The following is a 14,867-nucleotide window of genomic DNA, read 5'->3' as shown; positions in this document are numbered from 1 at the left end:
GGCGCCTAGCCGCAGACGTCGAGCGGAATGGCCTCGGCCATGGCTTGATAGCCGGCGTCGGACGGATGCAGCCAGTCGCCGCTGTGAAACGCCTGGCGCATGCGCGACGGCGCCTGGAGGGCGCGCAGGACGGCGTCGAAATCGATCAGACCGTCGGCCTCGCTCTGCTGGCGCAGCCACTGATTGACGGCGGCGCGCGTCGCCTCACCTTCGGCCGTGAAATAGGAAGCCCCTTCAAATGGCGGGATAGTCGCCAAGACCGCCTTCAACCCGGCGGCGCGGGTGCGCTGGATCACCTGACGATAGGCGGCGATCAACTGGGCGGCCTCGACCTTTTGGTGGGCGTAGGCCGCCCGCGACGGACGGCCGATGTCATTGACCCCTTCCAGCAGGATCAGGCATCGCGCGCCGGACTGCGCCAGGGCGTCGGCGTCCAACCTTTCGAGGCCTGACGGACCCGAGCCTCGATGCAACAGACGGTTGCCGCCGATGCCCAGATTGACGACGGCCCATGGACGTTTCGCTTCGACCATGCGCCTCGCCAGCCGTTCCGGCCAGCCCCCCGCACCGCCGGGCAGGGCGCCGGTCCCCTCGGTGATCGAGTCGCCGAACGCTACGATGACGCCGGGCGGAAAGGCGCTTTCGACCTCGACAGCCGACAGCAGGACGCCAAGTCGCATGGGCTGACCGGTTGAGCCGTCGGCGTTCGTCAGAGTCTGCCGCCAACGGTGCGTCGGCAGGCGCGTCCGCTCGGGCAGGTCGATGCTGACCGCGAGCGCGTCCAGGGCTTCGACCGTCAGGTCGAGCGGGTCGGAAAGCCATGACGCCCCCGCCGGAATGACAACCGAAGGCGTCCCGTCGAAGCGCGCCGGGTGGCGCGCGCCATTGTGCTCGATGCTCACCCCGCCGATCCGCACCGGCTCGGCGCCATGGGTGTTGGACAGTTTCAGCCGGACCCGCCGGCCGGACGCGGCGACGGTCACGATATGAGTCAGGCGAACGTCCTGCACCGCCTCCGGCCCAAGCGGACCGCGCGGGTCGTTCGGACTGGGCGCCGAGGCCGGCCCCACAGGCCCCATCTCCGCCGAGGGCGCGAAGGCATAGGCCGCAACCCAGTGCGGCTCGTCATTCGCCGATGCGGCGCCTGTCGTCAGGGCGAGCGTCAAGACGAACGTCGATGCGGCGAAGCCGCGCCGGATCAGCGTCGCCATGGGAAGGTCAGCGTCGGCTGATTGACGTAGCGCTCCATGCTCAGCACCAGCCGTGCGCCCGATCCCGGCGCCAGGCTCAGGGTAAAGGCGGAGTCATTCACCGCATGGCGCGCGTCGCCGATCCGCACATCCTTGATCCGGTGCTCGCCATAGCCGCCGCCCTGCACCGTCACCGTCCGCGTCCGGGTCTGGCTCAGATTGACCACCGTGACGCCCGTTTCGTCCGCCGTCATCCGATCGATCAGGGCTGCTGTATCCGGCGGCAGGCCGGCGCGACGGGCGTCCGGATCGAAATACCGCAAACGGGCGTAAAGGGGCGAGCCGCCCACATTGGCGCTGCCGGCGCCCGCCCATGACGGTCGGGCGATATGGATGGCGCCCATGGTCTGATGCATCAAGGCCATGACCTGGGCCGGGTTCTGATCCATCACCCCGTCCGCCAGGCGAGTATCGGGCGTGGTCGTATCCTCGCGCTGCTTGCGGGCCGCCTCGGCCACTCGCGCCAGGTCGGCCCGAAGCGCCGTCTCGACCCAGTCCGGATTGCGGCCTTCCAGATAGGCGACCCACGGATGATCCGGCGCACGACGACGGTCGCTCTCCTTCATCGAGAACCACCAGATGTCGAGCGAATTGGCTATGTGCAGACCGTCTCGCCAACCGTACCAGCCGCTCTCGCCATACATGGTCGGAGTCTGGATCTTGCCGTCGACGGTTCGACGCTGGGCGTTGATGCGGTCGGCCTGGGCGCGCCACGTCTGAAGATATTTGTCGTCGCCGGTCAGAAGATAGGCGTTGAAGAAACCCATGGCCGTACGCGGAACGCGGTTGCGGTCCTCGCGCTTGCCCGTGACCGGGTTGACCGGGCTGAAGCCCCAGCCATAGGCGCCGCCCCACCACTTGCCGTCGGCGGCCGATCCGATCACGCCGTCCAGCCCGATATTCGAAGGCAGGATGTCGTCGTTGGCCCTGGCCCGTTCGGCCCAGGCGTCGATGTAGGTCAACAGCCACTGCCGGTATTTGGGTTCCTGCTCCAGCATATAGGCGTTCAGCGCCAGGCTCGTGGAGAGCAGGTTCAGCGGATGGTCGCCGACGACGTCCGTGTACTCCTCATAGTGCTCGAGCGTCTCTTCATAGGTCTCCTCGCCATGCTCCATGAAGAAGCCGGTCGGATCGAAACGATCGCCCGCCCAGTCCAAGGCCGTCGCCTTGCGCAGCATCGGTCCGCGCGAACCGTTCATCAGACTGCGGATGACCCGATGCCGGGGGTCATAGTTCGGCGCGTCCGGATCTTCGCCCATATAAAGACCGGCGAAGCGGCGGGCGCGGTCGCGCAGGCGCGGATTGTCGGGATCGGACAGGCCCTGGACATTGAACAGCGTCATCTCTTCGGCGTGATGCTGCCAGTCGAGTTGAACGTTGAACTCCTTATAGAACATGCCTTGCCGGGCTATCTCGACCTCGACGGTTCTGGCCTCGGTGTATTGCCGCAGATGTCCTTCCCAGGCCTGGGTGTACATGGTCTTCAGTCGGTCGGGCGCGCCCATGGCGTGCAGCAGGGGCCAGCCGTTGACGTTCTCGATGGCGTCGTCGGGGCCGTCGTTGGCGCCCCACCGCTCGAAGCACAGGAAATAGCCGCGCTCGTCGAAATAGCGGGCGTAGAAGGCCTCGCACGCTTCCGTGTTGGCGCGCAGGAGCTCCCGTTGGAGCAAGGCCCAGGTCGGCGCCGCCATGGGCGAAGCGATACGCAGGGGCGCGGCCTGCGCCGCCTTCGGGTTCAGGGCCGCACCGAGAACGGCGACAGACGCTCCGGCCAGAATGTTTCTGCGGTTCATCCTCATGCCGTCGTGTCCTGAGCCGCCGTCAACGTCAGACGCTCGATCTTGCCGGTGATCAGGAAATAGGCCGCGATCACCAGAAGGCAGTGAGCCCCCACAAACCACAGGGCGCCGTCGAACGAACCGGTCGCGGCCACGATGTAGCCGATGACGATCGGCGTCACGATGCCGGCCGAGTTGCCGAAGGTGTTGAAGATGCCGCCGGTCACGCCGACGAACTCACGCGGCGAGGTGTCGGACACCACCGCCCAGCCCAGGGAGGCGATGCCCTTGCCGAAGAAGGCCAGCGCCATGACGAGGATGATCAGGCCGGAGTGATCGATATAGGCGCAGGCGATGATCAGGGCCGACAGCACCATGCCGATCAGCAAAGGCGTCTTGCGCGCGATGGTCAGGGAGCCGGTCTTCTTCAGCAGGGCGTCGGAGATGACCCCGCCCAGAACCCCGCCGACGAAACCGCACAGAGCCGGAGCGGCCGCGGCGAAACCGGCCTCCAGGATATTCAGCCCCCGCTCCTTCACCAGATAGATCGGGAACCAGGTGACGAAGAAATAGGTCAGCACATTGATGCCGTACTGGCCGATGAACACGCCCATCAGCATGCGGCTGCCCAGCACCTGCCTGACATTGTCCCAGGTGAAGGCCGCCGACTTGGAGATGGTCCTGTCCTCCATGCGGATCAGGCCGCCTCCAGCCTCGATGTAGTCCAGCTCGGCCTTGCCGATGCGCGGATGCTGGATGGGGCTGTGAACCATCTTCCAGAACACCAGGGCGGCGAGCAGGCCCAGCCCCCCCATAACGAAAAAGACCGAATGCCAGTCGAAGGTATGCACCAACCACCCCATGAAGGGGGCGAAGACCACCAGCGAGAAATACTGCGCAGAGTTGAAGATGGCCGAAGCGGTGCCACGCTCCGACCCAGGGAACCAGGCGGCCACGATACGGGCGTTGCCTGGGAACGACGGGCTTTCGGCCAAGCCCACCATGAAGCGCATGGCGAACAGGCCCGCGAAGATCAGCCCGCCGGTCAGAAAGCCCGAAAAGCCCTGCAACAGGGTGAACAGCGACCAGGCCGCGATGGCGAGGGTGTAGACGATCTTGGTGCCGAACCGGTCGAGCAGCACCCCGCCCGGTATCTGTCCGATCACATAGGCCCAGGCGAAGGCCGACATGATGTAGCCCATCTCGACCGGGCTCAGCCCCAGGTCGCGCGAGGCGGCGTCGCCCGCGATGGAGAAGGTCGCCCGGTCGGCGTAGTTGATCGTGGTCAGAAGAAAGATCAGCAGCAGGATGCCGTATCGGACCCGTGTGCGGCGCTGGGCTTGGGGGGCGGCGGACGCAGCTGTCCCGTCGGTCATCTTGATGCGCTTCCTTGATCTGCGAGACAGGACCGAGGACGCCGATCGTCGCTGGCCGTCTCTCCCTTGACGGCGCCTCTGCGTGCGCCTTGACCGTGACGATAGGCAGGAAGTCGGCAACTCGTCTAAGCCAAAACACCTATAGATCGATACAAAGACGGCATGGATAGGTAACCGGTATCAAAGCGCGATCAGTGCGCAGGACGCATCGGTTGATGCCCTCTTCGGATTGGCGTGCATTGATCCGGTCAACCTATCGTCCTGTTTGAGGGTTTTGCGACAAGCTGGCGGCCGTGCAGCGACGTCAGTCCATGCGCCATAGAGAGACCCGCGAAACGCGGGCGATAGGGAGGGAAGAGGCGATGCGTTTCACGCATGATTTCCAATTTGCGCTCAAGACGGGGGCGTCGGCCCTGGCCGTATTGATAGCCAGCGCCGGGGGCGTCTATGCGCAGTCCAGCGACACATCTGCTCAGGGCGGCCCCGCCACCCAGGTCGATGAGGTGGTGGTCACCGGCTTCCGGGCGTCGCTACAGAGCGCCGTGAACGCGAAACGACGTGAATCGGGCGTCGTCGACGTCATCAAGGCCGAGGACATCGCCGACTTCCCCGACCTGAATCTCGCCGAGTCTCTCCAGCGCGTGCCCGGCGTGGCCATCACTCGCGCCAATGGCGAAGGCCGCCAGATTTCGGTCCGCGGACTGGGATCCGAATACACCCGCGTCCGCGTCAACGGCATGGAGGCCATCGCCACCACGGGCGGCACGGTCAACGCCGGCGGCACGAACCGCACGCGCGGCTTCGACTTCAACATGTTCGCCTCGGAACTTTTCAACAGCCTGACGGTGCGCAAGTCGGCCTCGGCGGACGTCGAGGAAGGTTCGCTCGGCGCGACGGTCGATCTTCAGACCGCCCGCCCCTTTGACTATCGCGAACCGACGCTCGTGATGGGCATTCAGGGCAGCTACAATGATCTGGCGCGCGACGTGAAGCCGCGCTTCACCCTGCTCGCCTCCAACACCTGGGCGGACGGCCGTTTCGGCGCCCTGTTCTCGGCCGCCTATGAGAAGCGCCATATCCTGGAGGAAGGCGCCAACATCACGCGCTGGAGCGCCGGCGGAGCCAACGGGGGTTTCAACTCAGCGTCGACGATCGACGGCTTCACGATTGACCAGATCAACAACACCAGCGCCACCACCGGCCTCTTCCACCCCCGCCTGCCGTCGTATGTGCAATACGATCACAACACGGAACGTCTGGGCCTGACCGGATCGCTGCAGTTCCGTCCGGACGACCGCTCGACCATTACGTTCGACATCCTCTATTCAGACGTGAAGTCCACGCGCGACGAAGCCCAGTTGCAGGCCATCGGCCTCAGCCGTTCCGGCGCCGGCAAGCCGCAGACGATCATCCGGTCCGGCGTCGTCGACGGCCGCAACATCGTCGCCGCCGTGATGGATGCGGTGGACGTGCGCACGCAATCCGCCCATGACGAACTCCAGACCGAGTTCCAGCAGTACACCCTGACCGCGAACCGCAACTGGACCGATCGTTTCCGCACCGGTTTCGTCGGGGGCTACTCCAAGTCCGACTTCAACAACCCGGTTTCGACCATCATCACCTTCGATCGGGCCAACACCAACGGCTTCTCCTATGACTTCCGGTCAAAGACGCCCGCGATCGACTTCGGATCTCGACCTGACCGATCCGGCCAACTGGTCGATGATCAACGGGACATCCGAAGTTCGCATCCGACCCAATTCGGTGGAAAACACCTTCAAGACCGCCAAGGTGTTCGGCGAGTATGACCTGAACGACAATCTGACGATCAAGGCTGGCGTAGACTACCGCAAGTTCACCTTCGCCTCGCGCGGCCTCTATCGCACCAGGGAAACGATCGTCGACACGCTGACGCCCGCCCAACTGGCCGAAGTGTCTCGCGTCTTTTCCGGGTTCGGTCGCGGCCTGGGCCTGCCGGATGGCGTGTCCACCCAATGGCTGGCGCCCGACATCAACAAATTCATCGACGCCTACGACATCTACTCCAACACGGGCATCTACGCCCTGACCGGGGTTGAGAACTCCTCGGCGCGCGGCCAATACATCAATGTCGACGAGGCCGACACAGGAGCCTTCGTCCAGGCGGACTTCCGTTTCACCGCCTTCGGTCTGCCCTGGCGGGGCGACGCCGGGGTTCGTTACGTCAACACGGAACAGTGGTCCCAAGGATACGAAACCACGGCGGCTGGAAGCGCCCTCGTCGATGTCGATCGCACCTACGATATGTGGCTTCCCTCGGCGAACCTTGCGGTTGAGTTGACCGACACCCTGATCGCACGCGTCTCCGTCGCGCGGACCATCGCCCGTCCCTCCATCTCCAGCCTGACGCCCGGCGGCGACGTCGGCATCCAGGGGTCGAACTTCAGCTATTCGACCGGCAATCCCTACATCGACCCGACGCGTTCGGATAATCTGGACCTGTCCCTGGAGTGGTATCCGGACGCGGACAGCCTCTTTGCGGTGGGCGTCTTCGTGAAGGACATCAACACCTTCGTTCAGAGCCTGACGCAGAACATCCCCTTCAGCGAACTGGGCCTGCCGAATTCGCTGCTGGACGGCTCGCTGGCCACTCCCGACACCCTCTTCCGGACCACCCAGCCGATCAACACTGAAGGCGGTCTGCTGAAGGGCTTCGAGATCAACGTCCAGAAGCGGCTCGACTTCCTGCCCGGATGGATGGAGAATTTCGGCGTTCAGGCGAACTACACCTTCGTCGATTCAGACATCACCTACATCCAGAACCTTGATCCGTTGACCACCATCAACGAGACCCTGGTCGGCCTGTCCAAAAACGCCGCCAACTTCACCCTCTACTATGAAACCGACAAGTTTTCGGTGCGGGGGTCGGCGGCCTATCGTCAGGGCTATCTGACAGGGGTTCCCGCTGCGGACGGCAACTCGGTCGCCGGCGTCAACGAAACCCTGAACTTCGACGCCCAGGCCTCCTACAACATCAACGACAGGCTCAAGCTCAGCGTCGAAGGCATCAACCTGACTGATGAGTTCAACCACCAGTACGTCGACGCCTCCAACCGCCTGAATGTCTACAGCCACACCGGTCGGCAGTTCTTCGTGGGGCTTCGCTACACCTTCTGAGCGAAATCTTCTCCTGGCCCCATTTGGCGCCGCCCCTCCCAGAGGGGCGGCGTTCTTTTGTCAGGGTCAGGTCCATGCCGCGCCGGTGATGTTCGAGCGGCAGGTTATGAATTTGGGGACCCAACAGAACTTAGATTGATTCTGATAATCGTTCGCATTAAAGGCAGAGCCTGTTTCCAACGGGGTGCCGCCGATGCGTTCGCTATTGATGATTTCCGCCGGGCTCTCAGCCCTCGCCGCCGCCTTCCCGGCCATCGCCGAGGAGGCTGCCTCCGCGATCGATCTGAACCAGCCGGTGCGGGTGGCGCCCGTCACCGTCGTCGGCACCCGCACCGAACGCCGCGTCGATGAAGTTCCGGCCAGCGTCAGCGTCATCACCGCCGAGGCGATCGAGACCAATCTGGTCACCGACATCAAGGACCTGATCCGGTTCGAACCGGGCGTCAGCGTTCCGACCAGCCCCGCCCGCTTCTCGGCCGCCCTGTCGGGCGCCGGACGCGACGGCAATTCGGGCTTCACCATCCGCGGCATGGGCGGCAACCGGGTGCTGATCGTGCAGGACGGGGTGCGGGTGCCGGACGGCTTCGCCTTCGGGGCGCAAGCTGTGGGGCGCGGCGGCTACAACGATCTGGATCTGGTCAAGTCGGTCGAGATTTTGCGCGGTCCGGCCTCGGCCCTCTACGGCTCGGACGGCATCGCCGGGGCGGTCAGCTTCACCTCGAAGGACCCGACCGACTTCATCGAGGCGGGCCGCAGCTTCGGCGCCCGTGCGCGGGTCGGCTACAACTCCGCCGACGAGGGCTGGACCGAAGGCCTGGCTTTGGCCGGGCGCAGCGGGCCCCTGTCAGGCCTGCTGGCCTACACCCGTCGCGACTCCCAGGAGACCGAGAACATGGCCGAAACGGGCGGCGTCGGCGCGGCCCGCACCCAGCCCAACCCTCAGGACTTCGCCTCCAACGCCGTGCTGGCCAAGCTGGTCTGGGACGCAGCGCCCAATCACACTCTGCGCCTGACCTACGACCACTTCGACCAGGACATGGAGGGCGAGGCGCTCAGCAGCTATTCCGCCTCCGTCACCGGCCTGAGCGCCCAGGACGAGACGCAGCGGGACCGCGTCAGCCTGGACTGGCGTTTCGACGACTTCCTGGGGTTCGATTCCGGGTCCGCCGCCGTCTTCTGGCAGGATGCGACGACGCGCCAGTTCACCTATGAGCAGCGTCCGACGCTGGGCGATCGCACCCGCGACGTGACCTTCGACAACGCCGTCTGGGGCCTGGCGGCGCAGGGTTCCAAGAGCTTCGGCGGCGAGGCTGTTCGCCACCGTGTCACCTTCGGCGCCGACTGGTCGCACACCACCCAGGAAGGAATCCGCGACGGCACGGTCCCGCCGATGGGCGAGCCCTTCCCCGCCCGTCCGTTCCCCAAGACCGAGTTCGACCTGGCGGGCCTGTTCATCCAGGACGAGATCGATCTGCTGGGCGGCCGCCTCAGCATCATCCCGGCCCTGCGCTACGACTGGTATGAGCTGACGCCCAAGGCCGACGCCCTGTTCCCGGCCCCGGCCGAAGGCCAGAGCGACAGCCATCTGTCGCCCAAGATCGGCGCCATCTACTGGGCGGACGACCACTTCGGCGTCTTCGCCAACTACGCCCAGGGCTTCAAAGCGCCCTCGCCCATGCAGGTGAACAACTTCTTCGCCAACCCGGTGTTCGGCTACGAGTCCATCCCCAATCCAGACCTGAAGCCCGAGACCAGCGAGAGCATCGAGGGCGGCTTCCGCTTCCGCAATCTGGAGGCCTTCGGCGGCGCCCTTTCGCTGCAGGCCACGGCCTTCCGCACGGAATACGACGACTTCATCAATCAGGTGGTGGTGCGCGGAACCGGCGTGCCGGGCGTCGATCCGCTGATCTATCAGTACGTCAACCTGACCAAGGTCGAGATCTGGGGCCTGGAAGCGCGCGGCGACATCCACTGGGACAACGGCCTCTCGGCCATCGTCGCCGCCTCCTTCGCAGACGGCGAGCAGGAGACGGACGGCGAACGCGGCGCCCTGACCAGCGTCGATCCGATCAAGCTGGTCGGCGGGCTGAACTACGCCGCCCCCTCGGGCGTCTGGGGCGGAAGCGCCACCGTCACCTGGTCGGACCGCAAGTCGAACCATGAATGCGGCGGCGGCCTGTGCTGGCCGGGCGAGCGCTTCACCCTGCTGGACGTCACCGCCTTCTGGAACGTGACCGAGCGGGCCACCCTGCGCGCCGGCGTCTTCAATGTCTTCGACGAGAAATACGCCTGGTGGAGCGACGTGCGCGGCCTGAACCGCCCCGCCGTCGGCGCCAGCCCCGCCACGCTCGACGCCTTCACCCAGCCGGGCCGCAACGTCGGCGTCTCGCTGAACATCCGCCTGTGAACCGCCTCATGACCCACAAACGCGAAGCTCTCCTGCACAAGAACGGACAACCGATGCGCGCCATCCTGATCGCTGCGGCCCTGCTGACCGGTGCCTCCGCCGCCCAGGCCCTGCCCCTCGCCTCGACCTCGCCCCAGACCCAGGCGTCGTCACCGGCCCCGGCCAGCGCCTTTGAACGCGACCGCCAGGCCATCCTGGCCCAGGTCGGCGACTATCGCGTGCGTTTCAACATGCGTGAAACCGTCGGCCTGCAAGCCGACTATCAGCCGCTTGAACCCAAGACGTCCGGCGGGACGGAGATCGTGCGCGTCGTCCATGACACGGGCGACCGCATCAGCCTGCAGCACATCCTGGTCATGTATCACGAGGGTCAGACCATCCTCGTCAAGCACTGGCGCCAGGATTGGATCTATCAGCCCGAGACCGTCCTGACCTACGCCGGCCCCAACCAGTGGACCCTGACGACTGTGTCCGCTGAGGACCGTCGGGGCGCCTGGTCCCAGACCGTCTGGCAGACAGACGATTCGCCCCGTTACGGCGGCGTGGGGCGCTGGAGCTACGATAACGGCATGACGGTCTGGACCTCGGACCCGACCTGGCGTCCCCTGGCTCGCCGCGACGCCGTGCGGAACCCGGTCTACGATCGCTATCTCGGGACCAATCGCCACGTCATCCGTCCTGGCGGCTGGGTCCATATCCAGGACAACGTCAAGATGACCGGCCGCGACGGCGGCGAGCCTCGCGCCATGGTGCAGGAGGACGTGGTCAACACCTATGACGCGTCCGCCGCCTTCGAACCCAAGCCCGGCGACGACTATTGGGCCGCGACGAAGGCTTATTGGGCCGAGGTCCGCGCCGCCTGGGACGCCGTCATCACCCGCGACGGCGGCGTCCATGTGCAGGAAGTCGCCGACACCGGCGCCGTCACCAGCGCCGCTCTGATGGAGATGGCGGACAAGATCAACGCCGGCGAACTGACCACCGAGGCGGCGGCGGAACGGGCGCGCGCTCTGATCAACGAGGCGACCCGCCCCTGAGGGCGGTTCCCTCCGCCCTACCAGTTTATACGAAGACCCAAGACGGCTTCGGTGGCGGTCTGGCGGCTTTGGTCGCCGTCGATCGTCCACCGATGGCTGGCCTGGCCGTAGAGGCTCACGTTCGTGCTCACGCGAGCGGTGAGGCCGCCGCCGACTTCCAGCGCCGTGTGGCCGAACCGGTTCTCGATCGCGGGGGAGGATTGCCCCAGGATCACGCCGTCCTGGCCGGAGAAGGCGTGCCAGAGATTGATCCTTCCATAGGGCTGCCAAAGCGTCCCGCGCGCGCCGCGTCGGGTATATTGCAGACGCGCCCCGATCCGCCCGGTCCAGGCCGCCCCTTCATCCCAGCCTACGCTCGAATACTGGTCCTGCGTCCCGTCCACCCGCACATCCTGGTAGACGATCTGCGCCTGCGGCTCGACCAGCCAGCTCTCTCGCAGGGTGATGGGATAGCCGGTCTCGAGCGACGCCGTGTATCCGGTCGTCTCGGTCGAGGCCCTGGAGCCATAAAGGGACGTCGCCTCCATGTCGTACCAGCTCTGCTGCAGGACCGTATCGACATACCAGCCCGTCGGGCCGAAATGCGTCCAGTAAGCCCCGACAGACGAGCCGTCCGTTTGCAGGCGGCCCACCTCCAGATCGCGCATCCCGCGTGCAAGGCCGCTCATCGACGCGTCGTGGTCGGTATAGGCCACATACAGGCCGACGTGATCGCGACGGCCGCTGTCCGTCGTCCGCCGGAAGAGGTCGAGCCCGGTCTGGAACCCGACCAGATCGCCCTCGGCCCGCGCCTCGGCCGTTCCGCCCCATCGGTTGTTCAGCCGCGCCCCGAACAGTCGCCCCCAGGCGCCGTTCATATAGGTTCGCTGCTCCGCCGAGCCTCGCAGATTTTCCTGATCGCCGACGCGCTCGTGCAGCGTCCCCAGGGTTGAAAGGGCCATCTGTCGCGCGATCGCAGGAATAGGCGCATAGAGCGGCGTCTCAGGCCGATAGATCGGAATGTCGGGCCCGTTCGGATCCTCGCTCTTGAGATGAGACCTGAGGAACCAGTCGCCCGGATCGGAGTCGCCGCCCCGGAAGAGGTGATACTCATAGGCGCCCGCCACGACGCGCTGGCCCAGCGTGAAGGCCTCGGCCGTCGTCGCGCCGCCGCCGGTCACCTGGACCAGCCGAATGCCGTCGTCCGCGGTTAGCGCGCCGGGGCCGCCGGTATTGTTGACCAGGATGGTGGTCGTGCCGCCGGTCTGACCGCCATTGATCACCAGCAGGTTGGTGGGCGAGGCGTCGTCGCCGAGATAGGTGTTGAAGCCGATGCGGCTCCCTGCGCCGCCCGTATAGCCGCCGACCGTCAGCGTGCTGTAGCCGTCCTGTCTCGCCAGGAACTGGATCACGCCGGCGTTGACCACTGCGCCGGTCGCGTTGGAATCACCGGTCAGGTTCCAGGCGCTGTCGGCGTCGATCGTGATGTCGGCCGCATTTCGCGCCAGGCCGGTCCAGAGACTGCCCTGCGTCAGGGACACGTCGGCGGTGTTGCCGGGGTCGGCGAGCAGGTCGCCCGTCCATTGCGAAGCGATCAGGCCGGCGCTGGTCGCGCTTCCGGAGCCGATCAGGCGCTGATCGCCCGTCCAGCTGCTGTTGCTCAGATTATAGGCGAGGGTCGATGCGTCGACGACGATGTCGCCCGTCAGGGACGGCATGTCGGCGATGTTCAGCGTCAGGTCGCTGGCCACACCTGCGGCGTCGTCGCTCACCTGCGCCAGCAGGGGCCGGCCGTTGACGACGGCGGGGTTGAGCACGGCGCCGCCGCCGATCGAGACCACGCCCGTCCCGCCTTCGGAAAGGACGATCGCGCCGCCAGCGGCGCTCAGGCTGCCGCCGGTGATCGACACGGTGTTCGCCGCGCTGCCCGCGAGGTAGATCGCCGACGATCCGGCGCCGTTCGCCGCGACGGCCGCGCCCGAAACCGTGAGGTTCCCGCCGTCGACGGCGGCGACGCCGTGCGCAGCGGCGCCGGCGGTTTCGACCGAACCGCCCGCGATCTGCACCGTCCCTGCATCGCCGGCCCGGACTCCGAACGCGGCGTCGCCTGAGGTGGCGACGTTCGTGTTGGTCAGGGTGATGCCGCTGTCAGCGTCCCGCGCGGATACGCCGAAGGCGTTCGCTCCCTGCGTAGCGACCGTGGCGTCCGTGGCGGCGATCGCGCCGCCTGCCATCGCATGCAGGCCCGCGGCGTTGATGTTCGTCGTTTTGACCGAGGTTCCGGACAGGACGATGCTGCTGTCGTCGTCGGTCGCCCGGACGGCGTCGGCGCCGCCGATCGCGGCTGTGTCGGCGCCGTTGGTCGTGATAGTGCCGCCGACGATCGAGGCCGAGGCGCCCTGGCTGACCCTGACGCCGACGGCGCCGTCGCCATGTATGGTGATGCGGGCGTTCTGCGTCTGCAGCCGGCTGCCGGCCCCGAGCACATCCGCGCCATGGGCCTCCAGGCCTATGTCGGCGCTCGGAAACTGAAGGGCCGGAAGGTTGCTCCCGTCTCTTCCATAACCGGTCGTGATCTCCGTGTTGCTCGCGGTGACGGCGCCCCCGGCGATGACGAGCAGGCCGGCGCTGGAAGGGCCGGAAGTGCGGACTATGGTGTCGGTCAGGGTGACCGTGCTGCCCGACCCGCTCGCCGCTACGCCTGAGGAATTGGGCTGATAGGTGAAGACGCCGTAGCCGGCGAAGTCGATCCTGCCGCCGGCGTCCGCCCAGATGCCCTGACTGTCGGCGCCGTAGGTAGAGGACGTCGCGCCATTGACGACAAGAATCCGACTGCCGGCGCCACGGGCCAGCATGCCCGGAGAGCCGGTGGTGACGGCGCCGCCGTAGTAGTCGCCGGTCGCGATCGCGCCGCCGCTCATGGTGATCAGTCCGCCATCGGCCGCGAGCAGCCCGGCGCCGCCGTTTCCGGAAACGTTTACATAGGCGTTGTTCAGGCTCAGGCTGCTGTCAGCGCCCGCCGCGACCGCGCCGGCGGCGTCATCCCCATAGCTGTACGTACTCAGGTCGTTGAGGGCGATAGATCCGCCCGCGTCCGCAAGAACAGCAGAGGCCCCCGCGCCGCTAGTCGTGACGTTGGTGCGGGTCAGGGTGATCGTCCCGCCCCCCGACGCATAGGCCCCATACGCGTTGTCGAGCGCCGTGTTCACCCCGCTGTCGGTCAGCGTGACGCGGCTGCCTGTCCCGATCGCCTCGACCCCGTGAGCGCCGACGCCGTTCGTATAGACCGAGGTATAGCTGCCAGTGATCTGCCCCCCGCCATCGGCGTAGAGGCCGTGGCCGTCGTCGCCATAGGTGGTGACCATGGCCCCGTCCGACGGCGTGCCGGTCAACGAAATCGCACCGTCATCGCTGGCGCGCACGCCGTGGCCGCTGCCGAACGCGGAAAGATCGACAGAAACGCCGCTATAGCTTCCCGATCCAGAGACATCGACCACGGGCGCGGCGTCTGCGCTTTGCCTCGCGGTGAACGCCGGATCGGCGCAACTGCCGGAGGAGAGATTGAGCGCCGCCGGCGCAGCGGCGCATTGAGCGAACGCGTGCGTGGAGGGCAGCAACACCGCCGCCGCCGCCGCCCAGATGGCGCGATGGCGACAGACTGAGTTCAGAAGCGCCTTCTTCCGCGAATCGCCGAAACCAAGGCCGGCAATCGAAACCGGCGTCTCCACACGGGCTACAGGCAATCGCGAACTCCGCAGACGATATCTAAACTGAGGCCGATACGTGCGGCGGAAAGAGTTAAGATACGACAAGAGGAATTAGTTAAGCTTCAGCGTAACTTGGGTAGGCCTAGGTCCTGGCCCTGGCCTGGGTCCGGAGCAGGG

The 14,867-nt window shown here is 66.2% G+C and carries 8 protein-coding genes; 4 read left to right on the top strand and 4 right to left on the bottom strand.

Translation table 11 applies throughout. The features are described from left to right. Positions 1-5: 5 nt before the first annotated feature. The 3 genes from AC52GN_RS04015 to AC52GN_RS04005 are packed head-to-tail and all read right to left on the bottom strand — an operon-like array spanning position 6 to position 4,404. The gene (locus AC52GN_RS04015; RefSeq protein ID WP_496528260.1) at positions 6-1,211 is read right to left on the bottom strand and encodes an SGNH/GDSL hydrolase family protein; all 1,206 of its coding nucleotides are present in this window, start codon (positions 1,209-1,211) and stop codon (positions 6-8) included. Then, positions 1,199-3,043 carry a DUF8034 domain-containing protein gene (locus AC52GN_RS04010; RefSeq protein WP_496528259.1) on the bottom strand — a complete coding sequence of 615 codons (1,845 nt, stop codon included), beginning with the start codon at positions 3,041-3,043 and terminating at the stop codon, positions 1,199-1,201. The genes AC52GN_RS04015 and AC52GN_RS04010 overlap by 13 nt, the downstream gene beginning before the upstream one ends. A 2-nt stretch (positions 3,044-3,045) precedes the next feature. Further along, positions 3,046-4,404, bottom strand: coding sequence for an MFS transporter (locus tag AC52GN_RS04005; protein WP_291783539.1), 1,359 nt, complete (start codon positions 4,402-4,404; stop codon positions 3,046-3,048). A 362-nt stretch (positions 4,405-4,766) separates the two neighbouring features. Between AC52GN_RS04005 and AC52GN_RS04000 the strand changes: the two genes are divergently transcribed. The 4 genes from AC52GN_RS04000 (at position 4,767) to AC52GN_RS03985 (ending at position 11,004) form a co-directional block, all read left to right on the top strand. Further along, positions 4,767-6,212, top strand: coding sequence for a TonB-dependent receptor (locus tag AC52GN_RS04000; RefSeq protein ID WP_496528258.1), 1,446 nt, complete (start codon positions 4,767-4,769; stop codon positions 6,210-6,212). Beyond that, positions 6,127-7,560, top strand: a complete 1,434-nt coding sequence (locus AC52GN_RS03995; protein ID WP_496528257.1) for a TonB-dependent receptor — start codon at positions 6,127-6,129, stop codon at positions 7,558-7,560. The genes AC52GN_RS04000 and AC52GN_RS03995 overlap by 86 nt, the downstream gene beginning before the upstream one ends. A gap of 193 nt (positions 7,561-7,753) precedes the next feature. Continuing rightward, complete coding sequence (locus tag AC52GN_RS03990; RefSeq protein WP_496528256.1) at positions 7,754-9,967, top strand: TonB-dependent hemoglobin/transferrin/lactoferrin family receptor; 2,214 nt, start codon at positions 7,754-7,756, stop codon at positions 9,965-9,967. Between the two features lie 8 nt (positions 9,968-9,975). Beyond that, positions 9,976-11,004, top strand: coding sequence for a DUF6607 family protein (locus AC52GN_RS03985; protein WP_496528255.1), 1,029 nt, complete (start codon positions 9,976-9,978; stop codon positions 11,002-11,004). A gap of 17 nt (positions 11,005-11,021) precedes the next feature. Here AC52GN_RS03985 and AC52GN_RS03980 read toward each other — a convergent pair whose 3' ends face one another. Then, positions 11,022-14,711 (bottom strand): autotransporter outer membrane beta-barrel domain-containing protein, encoded by a 3,690-nt coding sequence (locus tag AC52GN_RS03980; RefSeq protein WP_496528254.1) that lies wholly within the window; start codon positions 14,709-14,711, stop codon positions 11,022-11,024. Positions 14,712-14,867 lie beyond the last annotated feature (156 nt).

The organism is Brevundimonas sp. SS2672, assembly GCF_059579685.1.
The sequence above is the reverse complement of the archived record's forward strand: the minus strand, read 5'-3'. Positions and strand labels throughout refer to the sequence as shown.